This window comes from Myceligenerans cantabricum, assembly GCF_054777735.1.
This window is the reverse complement of sequence record NZ_BAAHAJ010000001.1, coordinates 48,429-61,598: the sequence shown is the minus strand read 5'-3', so window position 1 is coordinate 61,598 and position 13,170 is coordinate 48,429. Positions and strand designations below refer to the sequence as shown.

Genomic DNA, 13,170 nt, shown 5'->3' with positions numbered 1-13,170 from the left:
TCCCCTCGGTGCGGCCGCGACGCCGCGCTCTACGCGACGCCGTCGATCACCGGCGTGGTCAGCCGCTGCGCCTTGCGCCAGCGGGCGAAGCCCAGCAGCGCGGCACCGGACACCAGTGTGCCCGTCATGCTGAGCGCCCCGGACAGGGCGTCCACCTCCGAGATCAGCATGGCGTCGGCCATGCTCCCCGTGGCGATGGCGGCCCCGAACGCGAACAGGTTGTTCACCACGTGCAGCGCGATGGCGCACTCCAGGCCGCCGGTGCGCCAGACCAGCACGCTCGCCACGACCCCGAAGAAGAACCGGTCCGCGAACAGCCACGGGCTCTGCACGCCGTGCGCGAACGCGAACAGCGTGGCCGAGATCAGCATCGGCAGCGCGACGGCGAGCCACGGCGAGCGGCACCACGCCCCGACGACCTGCTGCACCCAGCCACGGAAGAAGTACTCCTCGCCCGCCGCCTGCAAGGGCGTGGTCAGCAGGATCACCAGCAGGACCAGCTGCCAGCCCACCTCCGGAGCGACCGCGAGCTCCTCGCCCGACGTCGGCGCCACCCACTCCAGCACGAAGCCGAGCGGCACCAGCACGAGCAACGACACGCCCGCCGCACCGAGCAGCAGGCCCCAGCGCAGCCGGCCGAGGACCGACGAGACCAGACCCGGCCGTCCCGTGACGACCAGGGCCGCCAGCAGCGCGACCGGGATCGGGATGGCGAGCGAGAGGTTCATCGCCAGGAGGCCCAGCGGCGTGACCATCCATTCCGGGGCCAGCGCCGCCTCCTCGAGGTCGGTCGCGAACTTCACCGGGTCGTCGGCGAAGATCGCCCCGGCCTGCGTGAGGGCGGACCAGACGAAGAACACCCCGGCTCCGCCCAGCGCGACGGCGATCGCGAGCAGGGGCCGCCACCACCGGTGCCACGGTCCCCGCCACGCCTGCGGGTAGTTGCGGGGCACCGCCACGTCGGTGCCCGTCACTCGGCGAGCCGCCCGGTCGCGGCGTCCACGCGGGCCAGGGTGCGCTCCCGCCCGAGCACCTCGAGCGACTCGAACAGCGGGAGCCCGATCCTGCGGCCGGTCACCGCCACCCGCAGCGGCGCCTGCGCCTTGCCCAGCTTCAGCCCGTGCTTCTCCCCGACGGCGGTCACCGTCTCCTTGAGCGGCTCCGCCTCCCACGTCGTGTCCGCGAGCGCCGCTCGCATGTCGGCGAGCAGGGTGGCGGGGTCGCCCTTCATGGCCTTCTTCCAGGAGTCCTCGTCGACGGCGGGCTCGTCGAGGAAGAGGAAGTCGACGTTGTCCGTGATCTCGGCGAGGAGGGCGACGCGGGTCTGGGCGAGCGGCGCGACGGCGTCGAACGCCTGCCGGTCGAACTGCTCCGGGGGCCAGGGCGCGTGCGGGGCGACGAGGTAGGGGGCGCAGGCGTCCTTGAACTCGTCGAGGGGCAGCGCGCGGATGTACTCGCCGTTGAAGGCGGTGAGCTTCTTCAGGTCGAAGAACGCGGAGGAGGAGTTGACGTCCTCGATGCGGAAGCGGCTCACGAGCTCGTCGAACGGGAGGATCTCCTCGTCGTTGCCGGGCGCCCAGCCGAGCAGCATGAGGTAGTTGACCATCGCTGCGGGCAGCACGCCGTCGGCGAGGTAGTCCTCGAGGGCCACCTTGTCACGGCGCTTGGAGAGCTTCTGCCGCTTCTCGTTGACGATGACGGGCAGGTGCGCCCAGACGGGTGGGGTGGCGCCGAGCGCCTCCCACAGCAGTTGCTGCTTGGGGGTGTTGGGCAGGTGCTCCTCGCCGCGGATCACGTGGGTGATGCCCTCGTCGACGTCGTCGACGACGTTCGCGAGCAGGAACACGGGCGACCCGTCGCCGCGGGCGACGACGAAGTCCTCGAGCGTGTCGTTCGGGAAGGCGGGGTTGCCGCGGATCAGGTCGACGACGTGCGTCTCGCCGTCGTCGGGCGTGCGAAAGCGCAGGGCGCGGCCCTCGGCGTGCTCGAGGCCGCGGTCGCGGCAGTGGCCGTCGTAGCCGGTCTGCTTGTTGCCGGTGCGGGCGGCGACGTCGTCCCGGGTGCAGTCGCAGTAGTAGGCCGCGCCCGCGGCGTACAGGCGCTCGGCGGCCTCCCGCTGGATGCCGGCGTTCTTCGACTGGTAGTAGGGCCCCTCGAAGGCCGGGTCGTCCTGGGTGATGCCCAGCGACTCCATCGCGGACAGGATCCCGTCCACCCACTCGGGCTTGTTGCGCGAGGCGTCGGTGTCCTCGACGCGCAGCACGAAGACGCCGCCCTGCTGCTTGGCCACGGCCCAGTTGAACAGCGCGGAGCGGGCGCCGCCGACATGGAACATGCCGGTGGGCGACGGGGCGAATCGGACGCGTACGGAGGTCGAGGAGTTCACGCGGTCCAGGGTAGTCGGCGCGTCCGACACCGCGACGACGCCGCCGCGCGCGGGTCGCCGTCGTCGTCCGCGGGGGTCCGGGCCGCGGCCTCAGCTCCGCCGCAGGACCGGGTTCGCGAGCACGCCCAGCCCCTCGACCTCGCACTCGACGCGATCACCGTGGTCCACGAGCCCCACGCCGGCGGGCGTGCCGGTGAGGATGACGTCGCCCGGCAGCAGGGTCATCGCCTGCGAGATGTAGGAGAGGAGGAACGGCACGTCGAACACGAGGTCGCGCGTGCGGCCGTCCTGCTTGGTCTCGCCGTTGACACGGGACCTGACGCCGACGTCGGCCGGGTCGAGGTCCGTGTCGATCCACGGTCCGAGCGGGCACGACCCGTCGAAGCCCTTGGCGCGCGCCCACTGGCCGTCGGTGCGCTGCGCGTCGCGGGCGGTGACGTCGTTCGCGACGGTGTAGCCGAGGATGTACGACGCCGCGTCCTCCTCCGGCACCTCCTTGCACACCTTCCCGACCACGACGGCGAGCTCGGCCTCGTAGCTGATCTCGTCGGAGAAGTCCGGCAGCACGATCGGGTCGTCGGGCCCGATGACGGAGGTGTTCGGCTTGAAGAACAGCAGCGGGCTGGCGGGCACCTCTCCGCCCATCTCGGCGGCGTGCGCCGCGTAGTTCTTGCCGACGGCGACGATCTTCGACCGTGGGATGACCGGCGCCAGGAGCCGGACGCCGTCGCCCAGCTCGACCCGCTCGCCCGTCGGCATGGCCGGCATGTACAGCGGGTCGCCGCCGAGCACGGCGAGGTAGGTCCTGTCTCCCTCCTCCTGCACGAGGCCGAACTTGGGGTCGTCTCCGGTGGTGAATCTCGCGATGCGCACCCACCCAATCTACGTGCCCGCGGGCGGTCCTGACGCACCGGCGGGCACGCCGCCGAGCAGGTCCTGGCAGACGGCCAGGACCCGGCGGCGCAGGGCGGACGCGCGGTCGGCGAAGGCGCGCTGCCGCCGCACGTACTGCGTCCTGCCCTCCGGCGTCTCGATCGCCACCGCCTCGACGCCGTACGCGGACACGTCGTACGGGGAGGCCGCCATGTCGGTGTACCGGATGTCGCGGGCCAGCTCGAACGCGTCCAGCAGCAGGTCGCCGGGGACGGCGGGGCCGAGCTTGAGGCACCACTTGTACAGGTCCATGTTGGCGTGCAGGCAGCCCGGCTGCTCCAGCGCGGGCTGCGTGGCGCGCGTCGGCCGCAGGCCGTTGCGGCCGGCCGCCTCGGGCGTGAAGAAGCGGAACGCGTCGAAGTGCGAGCACCGCACCGGGTGGGACTCCACGACGGCGTCCGTCCCGGCATGGCCCAGGCGCAGGGGCAGCGGGTGGCGGTGGTCCCGCCCCGCCGCCTCGTCCCGGTACACCATGGCCCACTCGTGCAGCCCGAGGCAGCCGAACGCGCCGGGGCGCGACGCCGTCGCGGTGAGCAGCTCGCGCACGTACCGCACGGTGTCGCCACGGTCCGCCAGGAACGCGCCGACGTCGAGCGTCACGCCCGCCGCCGTCCGCGTGTACCACCGCCACGCGGCGTGCGGCGGGCCGTCCCCCGGCGGACCGTCGGCCAGCACCACCCCCGGGCCGGGATGCCAGCGACGCAGGTGCGCGATCCGGGTCGGGTAGTAGGTGAACAGGAAGTCCTCGATCGCGTGCTTGCGCCCGGCGGCCTGCGCCGCGCGCCGCACGGCCGTGAGCACGTCGGCGCGCGCGACGTGGGCGTCCACCGCGGCGCGCCAGGCCGCGGGCGCGACGACACCGACGGGCTCACTCGTGACAGTCACCCCGTCAGGGTAATGGGGTGGCGGGCGCTGCTCGGTCGTGCTCCGGGTCCGGTGGCACGCGGCGTCGGGACAGCAGCGCGACGAGTCGCGCACCGCCTCGACGCCGCGTGGACGGTCAGGCGGTCAGCAGGTACGCACCTGCTGCCAGACCTCGTACTGGTCCGACCAGTCGGCCGGGCTCTGGTTCGACGTGTACCACTGGGCCTCGTACACGGCCCCGTCGAAGGATGCCTGGTCGCCGCCCAGGTACACGGTGGTCGGGCTCCACGTCGCCACGTCGCACTCACCGGGCTCGGGCTCGGGGTCGGGGTCGGGCTCCGTCCCGCCCGGGGTGATGTACGCGTCGATGCAGGCGTAGAACGCGTTCACCGTGTCGGCGATGTTCCACCGGACGAAGATCTTGTGGTTGCCCTCCGGCAGGTTGGAGATCTGGTGGGTGACGACGTCGGGCGGCAGCGCCCCGCCGTCGTCGATCGTCGTGTGCAGCTGGCCGTCCACGAAGTACTCCCAGGTCGACGTGGAGTGGTTCGCCACGATGTCCCACGTGAACGTCTGGTTGGTGCTGACCGCCTGGCGCGGCCAGGCGATCGACTCGTTGTCGAGCTCACTGAAGCGGCCGCCTCCGGAGCACTGCATCGAGCCCTTGGGAGCCTCCACGCTCCACGGCTCGTACTGGACCGGCCCGCAGTTGGCGACAGTGCCGGTGTAGCACAGGTCCTGGCGGCTCGGCGGGTCCGAGATCCACCCGTGGGCCTGGGCGGACGGTGTCGGTGCCGCGACGAGCACCGTGAGGGTCAGGGCGAGGACGGCCACGACGGACAGGAACAGCCGCCCGACCGCGGAGCGCGGCGTCGGGAAGTGCGCGAGAGATCTCATGCGTTGTCACCTCGGTGCGGATCGAAATCCGATAGGTCGGTCAAGTGCGTGCCTGGTGACCGTACGAAGTCGGGCACCGGGGCGTGAGGGGTCGAAGCGTTTAGCGATCGCGCGGGTAGGGGACGCCGGCGAGGTCGTGCCTGCCCGCGTGACCTGCCTCCTACCCTGTCCCCATGAGTCTCCCGTTTCGCCAGGTCAACGTCTTCTCCGCGAACCCGACCGGCGGCAACCCGGTCGCCGTCGTGCACGACGCCGCAGGGCTCTCCGACGAACAGCTGGCCGCCTTCGCCCACTGGACGAACCTCTCCGAGACCACGTTCCTGCTCCCGCCCACGGATCCGGGCGCCGACTATCGCGTGCGCATCTTCACGCCGTCGAGCGAGCTGCCGTTCGCCGGGCACCCCACGCTCGGCACCGCGCACGCCTGGCTCGAGGCCGGCGGCGAGCCCGCCGGCGACGGGGTGGTGGTCCAGGAGTGCGGCGTCGGCCTGGTCACGCTCCGCAGGGAGACGCTGCCCGACGGCGGCTCCCGGCTCGCCTTCGCCGCCCCGCCGCTCCTGCGCTCCGGGCCCGTCGACGAGGACGACGTCGCGCAGATCGCCCGCGCGCTGCGGATCGACGTGTCCGACATCGTCCGTGCCTCCTGGCTGGACAACGGCCCGGGCTGGGTCGGCGTGCAGCTCCGCGACGCCACGGCGGTCCTGGCGCTGCGCGTGGACCCGACCCAGTTCGCCGGTCTGGACATCGGTGTGATCGGCGAGCACACGCCTGCCGACCGCGAGCGCCTCGGCGCCCACGTCGAGGTGCGCGCGTTCGTCCCGACGATCGGGGTGGACGAGGACCCGGTCACCGGGAGCCTGAACGCGGGCTTCGGCCAGTGGCTGGCGGGTAACGTGCTGCCGGCGGCGTACGTCGCGGCACAGGGCACGGCCCTCGGCCGCGAGGGCCGTGCCCACGTCACCAGGCTCCCCGACGGAGAGGTCTGGGTGGCGGGTGCCACGACCACTACCGTCGCGGGCGAGCTCCGCCTCTGACGGCGCGCCTCAGCCGCGCGTCGTCCTGCCCGTCACCCAGCGGACCCAGGCCGCCGTCGCCCGTTCGAGCGGGCCTTGGCCGAACAGCGCCCGCCACAGGGTCGCCGCGGCCAGCGTGACGAGGACCATCCGGCCGAGCGGAGTGTTCGTCGGCGGGTCGAGCAGGTCGAAGCCGTTCGCGGTGACGGCCCAGACGACGACGATCTGTGCCGAGTAGACGGTCAGCGCCAGCGCGCCCACGGCGGCCAGCGGGGCGAGGACGCGCGCGCCGACCCGCCCCGCAAAGAGGCACAGCCCGATCACCCCGAGGGCGAACCCGCCCGAGCCGAACACCTCGAACATGGTGTCGTCGTGCGGGCCGTCGAGCCAGAGGTAGTGCGGCGTCGGCCAGGGGTCGCCGAGGCCGAGGACGCCCGGGCCCGCCTGCCCGGTGGTGGTGGACCGCAGATTCTCCTCGATCGCGTCGCGGCCGCCGGCCTGCTCGGTCATCCCCGCCGCGACGATCGCGGACAGGAGCGCGGTCCCGAACCCGCCGGCCACGAGCCAGGCCCGCAGCCGCAGGCTGCGCAGGTCGCTGCGGCCGACGGCGAGCCCCGCCAGCACGAACGCCATCCACACGATCGCCGGGTAGTGCCCCGAGAGCAGGAAGTCGGTGAACGCGCCCGAGCCGTCGCGTGGCAGGCGGAGCCCGAGCCGGGCGAGGAGCTCGGGCCCGTAGTAGGCGAGCGGGGGCCCGAGCACCGCGATCATCACCGCGAGCGGCGCCAGCTCGGACGGCCGCAGCCGCAGGAACGGCAGCGCCAGCACGAAGAACGTCGCGTAGAAACCGAGGATCAGCGCGACGCGGGTGTCGAGCAGGTCGAGGCCCGCGACGAGGACGAGGAGCGCGGCCGCCCGTGCCAGGACCGCCCCGCGCGCGGTCGCGAGGCCGGCCCCCGTCCCCGCGGATCCCCGCGACGACGCCTCCCGGGACGACGCTGGCGTCCGCCCTCCGGTCACGAGACCCAGCGACACCCCGGCCACCGTGGCGAACAGGATCGAGGAGCGGCCGTGCGAGAGCCCGAGCCAGCCCTCGAGCGTGCCGAGGTCGGCCGACGTCACGCCGACGTGCGCCGTGAACATGCCCAGCACGGCCAGGCCGCGGGCGATGTCGAGGCCCGGCACGCGGCCCGGACCTCCGAGGAGGCGCTCTCCCGCGCGGGCGAGGACGCCCGGCCGCCCGCGGACCGCCGCCGTCCCCGCCGGCGACGACGCGTCCGGCGGAGACGGCTCCGATGCTGCTCCCACGGGGGCCGGTTCTGCTGACGGCTCGGGCATGCCAGCATCCTCGCAGGTCTCACCGAACGTCGTCCCGACCAGTGAGAACCCCTGTGTGACCTGGGTCCCACCTCGGTAGCGTGAAAACATGAGACCCAGTACCGAGCCTGCGGCGCCTCCACACGACGTCCCCGCAGGTACCGATCCCGTCGACGCGATCGACGCGCCCGGTCACCACCGCAGCGACCTGACGAAGGAGTCGGAGTCGTACACGCACGGCCACCACGAGTCGGTGCTGCGTTCCCACCGCGCCCGCAACGTCGCGAACTCGGCGGCGTTCCTCCTGCCCCACCTCCGCGAGGGCATGCGCGTGCTCGACGTCGGCTGCGGTCCCGGCACGGTCACCGTCGACCTGGCAGAGAAGCTCGGCGACGGGGAGGCCGTCGGCGTCGACGCCGCGGCCGACGTGCTGGACTCCGCCCGCGAGCTCGCCGCGCAGCACCCTGGCGCGACCGTGCGGTTCGAGCAGGCGAACGCCTACGAGCTGCCGTTCGAGGACGGCACGTTCGACGTGGTCTTCGCACACCAGCTGCTGCAGCACCTGTCGGAGCCGGTCGTCGCGCTGCGCGAGATGAAGCGCGTGGCCAGGCCGGGCGGGCTCGTCGCCGTGCGCGACGCCGACTACGCCGCGATGGCGTGGCACCCGGCGTCGGCCGAGCTGACCGAGTGGAACACGCTCTACCACGAGGTCACGCACGCCTACGGCTTCGAGCCGGACGCCGGCCGCCACCTGCTCTCGTGGGTGCGGGAGGCCGGCTTCGACCCCTCGGGCATCGTGCCCACCGCGAGCTCCTGGTGCTACGCCACCCCCGGTGACCGCCGCTGGTGGGGCGACCTCTGGGCGCAGCGCTGCACCGAGTCGAACTTCGCGGTGCAGGCCAAGGAGTCGGCGCTGGCGGACGACGTCGGCCTGGAGCAGCTCGCGCAGGGCTGGCAGGACTGGGCGGCGGCCGACGACGGCTGGTTCGCCGTCCTGCACGGCGAGGTGCTGGCGCGCGTCTGACCCCCGCGCCGCACGCCGCTGCCCGCTACGGGCTTCCCCCACTACGTGGTTGCCCCAATTGCCAGGACTGCACGCTTATTCCTACGGTCAAGTGGTCCGCGACGCGGAAGCAGTCCTCGCCGCACCCCAATGACCGAGGTGATCCGACATGAGAGGCACAGCACTCCAGCGGACCCGGCTCACGCCGGGCCGCCTCGCTCTGGCCGTCCTGGCCACGCTCGCTCTGGCCGTCACGGCGCTCGTCGCCGCACCGACCTTCATGACCCCGTCCGCCCAGGCTCATGGCTGGGTCTCCGACCCCCCGAGCCGCCAGGCGCACTGCGCCAACGGCACGGTGAGCCACGACTGCCAGGGCATCCAGTACGAGCCGCAGAGCGTCGAGGCCCCCAAGGGCTCGATGCAGTGCTCCGGCGGCTCCCGATTCACCAACCTGGACGACGACTCGCTCGCGTGGCCGCGCACCTCGATCGGCAGCACGCACACGTTCACGTGGAACATCACGGCGAACCACCGCACCTCGACGTGGGAGTACTTCGTCGACGGGCAGCCCTTCAGGACGTTCGACGACGGCGGCGCCCAGCCACCCTCGACGGTCAACCACACGCTGTCCGGTCTCCCGTCGGGCAACCACACGATCCTCGCGCGGTGGAACGTCTACGACACGGCGATGGCGTTCTACGCGTGCATCGACGTGAACGTCGGCGGCGGCGGGGGCAACCCTGGGCCGACCGACCCGCCCGACGAGGAGCCGGGCGAATGCTCCGCCGGCGTGTGGGACAGCGCCGCCGCCTACCTGGGCGGAGCCCAGGTCTCCTACCAGGGCAACCTCTACCAGGCCAAGTGGTGGACGCAGGGCGAGGTCCCGAGCGAGTCCGGCGAATGGGGGCCGTGGAGGGACCTCGGCGCCTGCTGACCGAGCCGTCCCCCGTCCGTCGCCCGCGGCCCGGCCGCACCCGTGCTCGTCACGGGTGCGGCCGGCCCTGCTTCACCCCGTCTTCTGCATGTCGGTGCACGTCACCCGCACACGCCGCCACCTGCGCATGTCCCGCCGTGCCCGGAATCAGTTGAAATCGGGTGCACTTTTTCACCCGTTCCGTGCCAGCATGAACGCGTGCCGACCATGCTCGTGCGGGGCGTCCACCCCGCACCTGTCGAGATACCGGACGCGGTTCACGCGCTCGCCGGCTGGTACGTGGGCTGGGGAAGCGTCGCACCCGTCTGGCGCAACGACCTGGGCGGACTCACCTTCCGGCTCGAGGAGGCCCCGCTGCTCGCCGGCCCGGCGGCACCCCCCGCCCGGTATCTCAAGTGGGTCCCGGAGGGCGCCCCGTGCCCCGACCCGTTCGCCGAGGCCGGCCGGCTCTCCTGGGCGCGGCAGTTCGCCGTCGTCCCCCGGGTGCTCGACGTCGGTCGCGGGGACGACGGCGCCTGGCTCCTGACCGAGGAGCTGGCCGGCACCTCCGCCATCGACCCGCGGTGGCAGGACCACCCGCACACCGCCGCGCGCTCCATCGCCGAGGGCCTGCGCCTCCTGCACGACACCGCCCCCTTCGCCGCCTGCCCCTTCACCTGGACGCCCGCCGCCCGCACCGCCGGCCTCCCGGCGAAGGTCCGGGACCTGACCGGCCCGGCGCCGCCCGTGGACCGCCTCGTGGTCTGCCACGGCGACGCCTGCGTCCCCAACACGCTGCTGCACGACGACGGCACGTTCGCCGCGCACGTCGACCTCGGCGAGCTCGGCATCGCCGACCGGTGGAGCGACCTCGCGGTGGCGTCCCGCTCGATCGCCCGCCGGTTCCGGGACCCGCGCCTCGAGGCGGAGTTCTTCGCCGCGTACGGCGTCCGGCCGGACCCCGAGCGCACCGCCTACTACCGCCTGCTGTGGGACACGATCGAGCAGTACCGCAAGGCGTCGCGGAAGTAGGCACGGCGAGGACGGCCCGCGGGTCGTCAGCGGCCCGGCCGCGCACCCTCGCCCCGCCCCGGCACACCCGTCGACAGTGCTGCGAGAATGTGCGCACCATGACGACCACGACGCCGCGCCCCGCCGGAACCCTCCTCCCCCACGTCCCCGCCCCGACCGGCAAGGCGCCGGACCCGGACGTGCTCTTCGAGAACTTCGGGACGTGGGCGGCCGACGGCGGGCGTCCGCTCTACCCGCACCAGGAGGAGGCGCTCCTGGGCCTCATGACGGGCTCGCACGTCATCCTCGCGACACCGACCGGGTCGGGGAAGTCGATGGTCGCGATGGGCGCGCAGTTCGCCGCGCTCTGCGCGAACCGCGCGGGGCGCAGCGGCCGCACCTACTACACCGCACCGCTGAAGGCGCTGGTCAGCGAGAAGTTCTTCGACCTGGTGGCCGCGTTCGGGTCGAAGAACGTCGGCATGATGACGGGCGACTCCGCAGTGAACCCGGACGCCCCGATCATCTGCTGCACGGCGGAGATCCTGGCGAACCTCGCGCTGCGCCGCACGCGGGGCGACGGCGGTGTCCTCACCGGCGAGGACGCCATCTCCCAGGTCGTCATGGACGAGTTCCACTACTACGGCGACCCGCAGCGCGGGTGGGCGTGGCAGGTGCCGCTGCTGGAGCTCCCGGACACGCAGTTCCTGCTCATGTCGGCCACGCTGGGCGACACCACGCGGCTGCGCGAGGACCTGGAGGAGCGGACCGGCCGCGAGACCGCCGAGGTGACGGACGCCGAGCGCCCGGTGCCGCTCGAGTTCTCGTACGTCGTCGAGCCGCTGACCGACACCATCGAGGAGCTCGTCACCACGCACCGCGCACCGGTGTACGTCGTCCACTTCACGCAGAAGGACGCCGTCGACCGTGCCCAGGCGCTGCTGTCCATGAAGCTCGCGGACAAGGCCGAGAAGGAGCGGATCGCCGAGGAGATCGGCGCGTTCCGGTTCGCCACGGGCTTCGGCAAGATCCTCAGCAGGTTCCTGCGCGCCGGGATCGGCGTGCATCACGCGGGGATGCTGCCCAAGTACCGCCGCCTGGTGGAGCGCCTCACCCAGAAGGGCCTGCTCAAGGTGGTGTGCGGCACGGACACGCTCGGCGTCGGGATCAACGTGCCGATCCGCACCGTGCTGATGACGAGCCTCGTGAAGTTCGACGGCGAGCGCATGCGGCACCTCTCGGCACGTGAGTTCCACCAGATCGCGGGCCGCGCGGGCCGCGCCGGGTTCGACACGCTCGGCGAGGTGCTCGTCATGGCCCCCGAGCACGTGATCGAGAACCGCAAGGCGCTGCTCAAGGCGGGCGACGACCCGAAGAAGCGCAAGAAGATCGTGCGCAAGAAGGCGCCGAGCGGCGCGGTGAACTGGACGGACTCCACGTTCGAACGCCTGCGCGACGCCGATCCCGAGCAGCTCTCCAGCAACTTCACCGTCTCGCACGCGATGGTGCTGAACGTGCTCGCGCGGCCCGAGGGCGACCCCGTGGCGGCGATGCGGCACCTCCTGACCGCCAACCACGACACCGAGGCCCAGCAGGCCAAGCACGTGCGGCAGGCGTTCCGCATCTACCGCAGCCTGCGCCAGGCGGGCGTGGTGGAACGGGTCCGCGTCCCGGACGGGTCCCGCCCGGAGGGCTACCGGCCGAGCGCCCGGCTCACGGTGGACCTTCCCCGGGACTTCGCCCTGAACCAGACGCTGTCGCCGTTCGCGCTGGCCGCGATGGACCTGCTGGAGGTCGACAGCCCCACCCACGCGCTCGACGTCGTCTCGGTCATCGAGGCCACGCTCGACGACCCGCGCCAGGTCCTGTTCGGCCAGCAGAAGACGGCGCGCGGCGAGGCGATCGGCGCGATGAAGGCCGAGGGCATCGAGTACGACGAGCGCATGGAGCTGCTGGAGGAGATCACCTGGCCGAAGCCGCTCCAGGACCTGCTGGAGCCGGCGTTCGCCACGTACAAGCAGACGAACCCGTGGGTCGCGGACGCGGAGCTGTCGTGCAAGTCGGTGGTGCGTGACATGCTCGAGAAGGCGATGACGTTCGCCGAGCTGGTCAGCGCGTACGGGCTGGAGCGCACGGAGGGCGTGGTGCTGCGCTACCTCGCGGACGCGTTCCGCGCGGTGCGGCAGGTGGTGCCGGAGGAGCACCGCACCGAGGACGTCCACGAGGTCATCGAGTGGCTGGGCGAGCTGGTGCGGAACGTCGACTCGTCGCTGCTCGACGAGTGGGAGCGGCTGCAGAACCCCGTGGACGACGACGCGGACCTGGTGGTCGAGGGCGAGCTCGCCGAAGCCGGGGCCGAGGCGCCCGCCCGGCCGGTCACGGGGAACCCGCGCGCGTTCCGCCGCCTGGTGCGCAACGCCATGTTCCGGCGCGTCGAGCTGGCCGCCCGTGAGGCGTACGAGGCGCTGGGCTCGCTCGACGCCGCGATCGGCATGGACGCCGACGCCTGGGGCGACGCCCTGGACCCGCTGTTCGAGGAGCAGGGCGACGACGCGATCGGCATCGGCCCCGAGGCGCGCGCCTCGGCGCTGATCACCGTCCGGGAGCCGGGGGCCGGGCTGCCGGACGGCAGCACGGTGCCCGAGGGCACGTGGTGGGTCCGCCAGGTGCTCGACGACCCGGCGGGCAACCACGACTGGGCGATCACCGCCGGCGTCGACCTCGCCGGCAGCGACGAGGCGGGTCAGGTCGTGCTGCGCGCGATCCGGGTCGGCATGATCTGACGCCCGAGCGGGCGGCTCCTACCTGCCCCAGCCACGCCCGTCATATTTTG

Annotated in this window: 11 protein-coding genes; 5 read left to right on the top strand and 6 right to left on the bottom strand. The window is 72.8% G+C overall.

Annotated elements, in window-relative coordinates; genetic code table 11:
• Nucleotides 1–29 precede the first annotated feature (29 nt).
• From ACYU96_RS00270 to ACYU96_RS00250, 5 genes are all read right to left on the bottom strand, one after another.
• Nucleotides 30–974: a lysostaphin resistance A-like protein gene (locus ACYU96_RS00270; RefSeq protein ID WP_460747974.1), complete on the bottom strand. Its 945-nt coding sequence runs from the start codon at nt 972–974 to the stop codon at nt 30–32.
• Nucleotides 971–2,386, bottom strand: a complete 1,416-nt coding sequence (gene gltX, locus ACYU96_RS00265; RefSeq protein WP_460747972.1) for a glutamate--tRNA ligase — start codon at nt 2,384–2,386, stop codon at nt 971–973. Before gltX ends, ACYU96_RS00270 begins: the two co-directional genes overlap by 4 nt.
• A gap of 90 nt (nt 2,387–2,476) precedes the next feature.
• Complete coding sequence (locus ACYU96_RS00260) at nt 2,477–3,259, bottom strand: fumarylacetoacetate hydrolase family protein (protein ID WP_460747969.1); 783 nt, start codon at nt 3,257–3,259, stop codon at nt 2,477–2,479.
• A gap of 9 nt (nt 3,260–3,268) precedes the next feature.
• A complete protein-coding gene (locus ACYU96_RS00255) occupies nt 3,269–4,204 on the bottom strand; it encodes a 3-methyladenine DNA glycosylase (RefSeq protein WP_460747967.1) in 936 nt (311 codons plus the stop codon).
• A gap of 123 nt (nt 4,205–4,327) precedes the next feature.
• The gene (locus ACYU96_RS00250) at nt 4,328–5,080 is read right to left on the bottom strand and encodes a lytic polysaccharide monooxygenase (RefSeq protein WP_460747965.1); all 753 of its coding nucleotides are present in this window, start codon (nt 5,078–5,080) and stop codon (nt 4,328–4,330) included.
• Nucleotides 5,081–5,253: 173 nt separating this feature from the next.
• On the opposite strand from ACYU96_RS00250, the gene ACYU96_RS00245 reads away from it, so the two are divergent.
• Entirely contained in the window at nt 5,254–6,114 is an 861-nt protein-coding gene (locus tag ACYU96_RS00245; protein WP_460747964.1) for a PhzF family phenazine biosynthesis protein, read from the top strand.
• Between the two features lie 9 nt (nt 6,115–6,123).
• Here the strand turns inward: ACYU96_RS00245 and ACYU96_RS00240 are convergent, their stop codons facing one another.
• Nucleotides 6,124–7,431: a heparan-alpha-glucosaminide N-acetyltransferase domain-containing protein gene (locus ACYU96_RS00240; RefSeq protein ID WP_460747961.1), complete on the bottom strand. Its 1,308-nt coding sequence runs from the start codon at nt 7,429–7,431 to the stop codon at nt 6,124–6,126.
• 88 nt (nt 7,432–7,519) lie between these two features.
• Here ACYU96_RS00240 and ACYU96_RS00235 point away from each other — a divergent pair, with 88 nt between their 5' ends.
• The 4 genes from ACYU96_RS00235 to ACYU96_RS00220 all read left to right on the top strand — a co-directional run bounded on the left by ACYU96_RS00235 (nt 7,520) and on the right by ACYU96_RS00220 (nt 13,120).
• Nucleotides 7,520–8,434, top strand: a complete 915-nt coding sequence (locus ACYU96_RS00235) for a methyltransferase domain-containing protein (protein ID WP_460747959.1) — start codon at nt 7,520–7,522, stop codon at nt 8,432–8,434.
• A gap of 148 nt (nt 8,435–8,582) precedes the next feature.
• Nucleotides 8,583–9,347 (top strand): lytic polysaccharide monooxygenase, encoded by a 765-nt coding sequence (locus tag ACYU96_RS00230; protein ID WP_460747957.1) that lies wholly within the window; start codon nt 8,583–8,585, stop codon nt 9,345–9,347.
• A 207-nt stretch (nt 9,348–9,554) separates the two neighbouring features.
• Nucleotides 9,555–10,358, top strand: a complete 804-nt coding sequence (locus tag ACYU96_RS00225; RefSeq protein ID WP_460748418.1) for a phosphotransferase — start codon at nt 9,555–9,557, stop codon at nt 10,356–10,358.
• A gap of 98 nt (nt 10,359–10,456) precedes the next feature.
• On the top strand, nt 10,457–13,120 hold the full coding sequence (locus ACYU96_RS00220) for a DEAD/DEAH box helicase (RefSeq protein ID WP_460747955.1): 2,664 nt from the start codon (nt 10,457–10,459) through the stop codon (nt 13,118–13,120).
• Nucleotides 13,121–13,170: the final 50 nt, after the last annotated feature.

Excerpts from the sequence above, each read along its gene's own strand:
- ACYU96_RS00250 (WP_460747965.1), bottom strand. The coding sequence starts at position 5,080 with ATGAGATCTCTCGCGCACTTCCCGACGCCGCGCTCCGCGGTCGGGCGG.
- ACYU96_RS00245 (WP_460747964.1), top strand. The coding sequence starts at position 5,254 with ATGAGTCTCCCGTTTCGCCAGGTCAACGTCTTCTCCGCGAACCCGACC.
- ACYU96_RS00240 (WP_460747961.1), bottom strand. The coding sequence starts at position 7,431 with ATGCCCGAGCCGTCAGCAGAACCGGCCCCCGTGGGAGCAGCATCGGAG.
- ACYU96_RS00235 (WP_460747959.1), top strand. The coding sequence starts at position 7,520 with ATGAGACCCAGTACCGAGCCTGCGGCGCCTCCACACGACGTCCCCGCA.
- ACYU96_RS00230 (WP_460747957.1), top strand. The coding sequence starts at position 8,583 with ATGAGAGGCACAGCACTCCAGCGGACCCGGCTCACGCCGGGCCGCCTC.
- ACYU96_RS00225 (WP_460748418.1), top strand. The coding sequence starts at position 9,555 with ATGCTCGTGCGGGGCGTCCACCCCGCACCTGTCGAGATACCGGACGCG.
- ACYU96_RS00220 (WP_460747955.1), top strand. The coding sequence starts at position 10,457 with ATGACGACCACGACGCCGCGCCCCGCCGGAACCCTCCTCCCCCACGTC.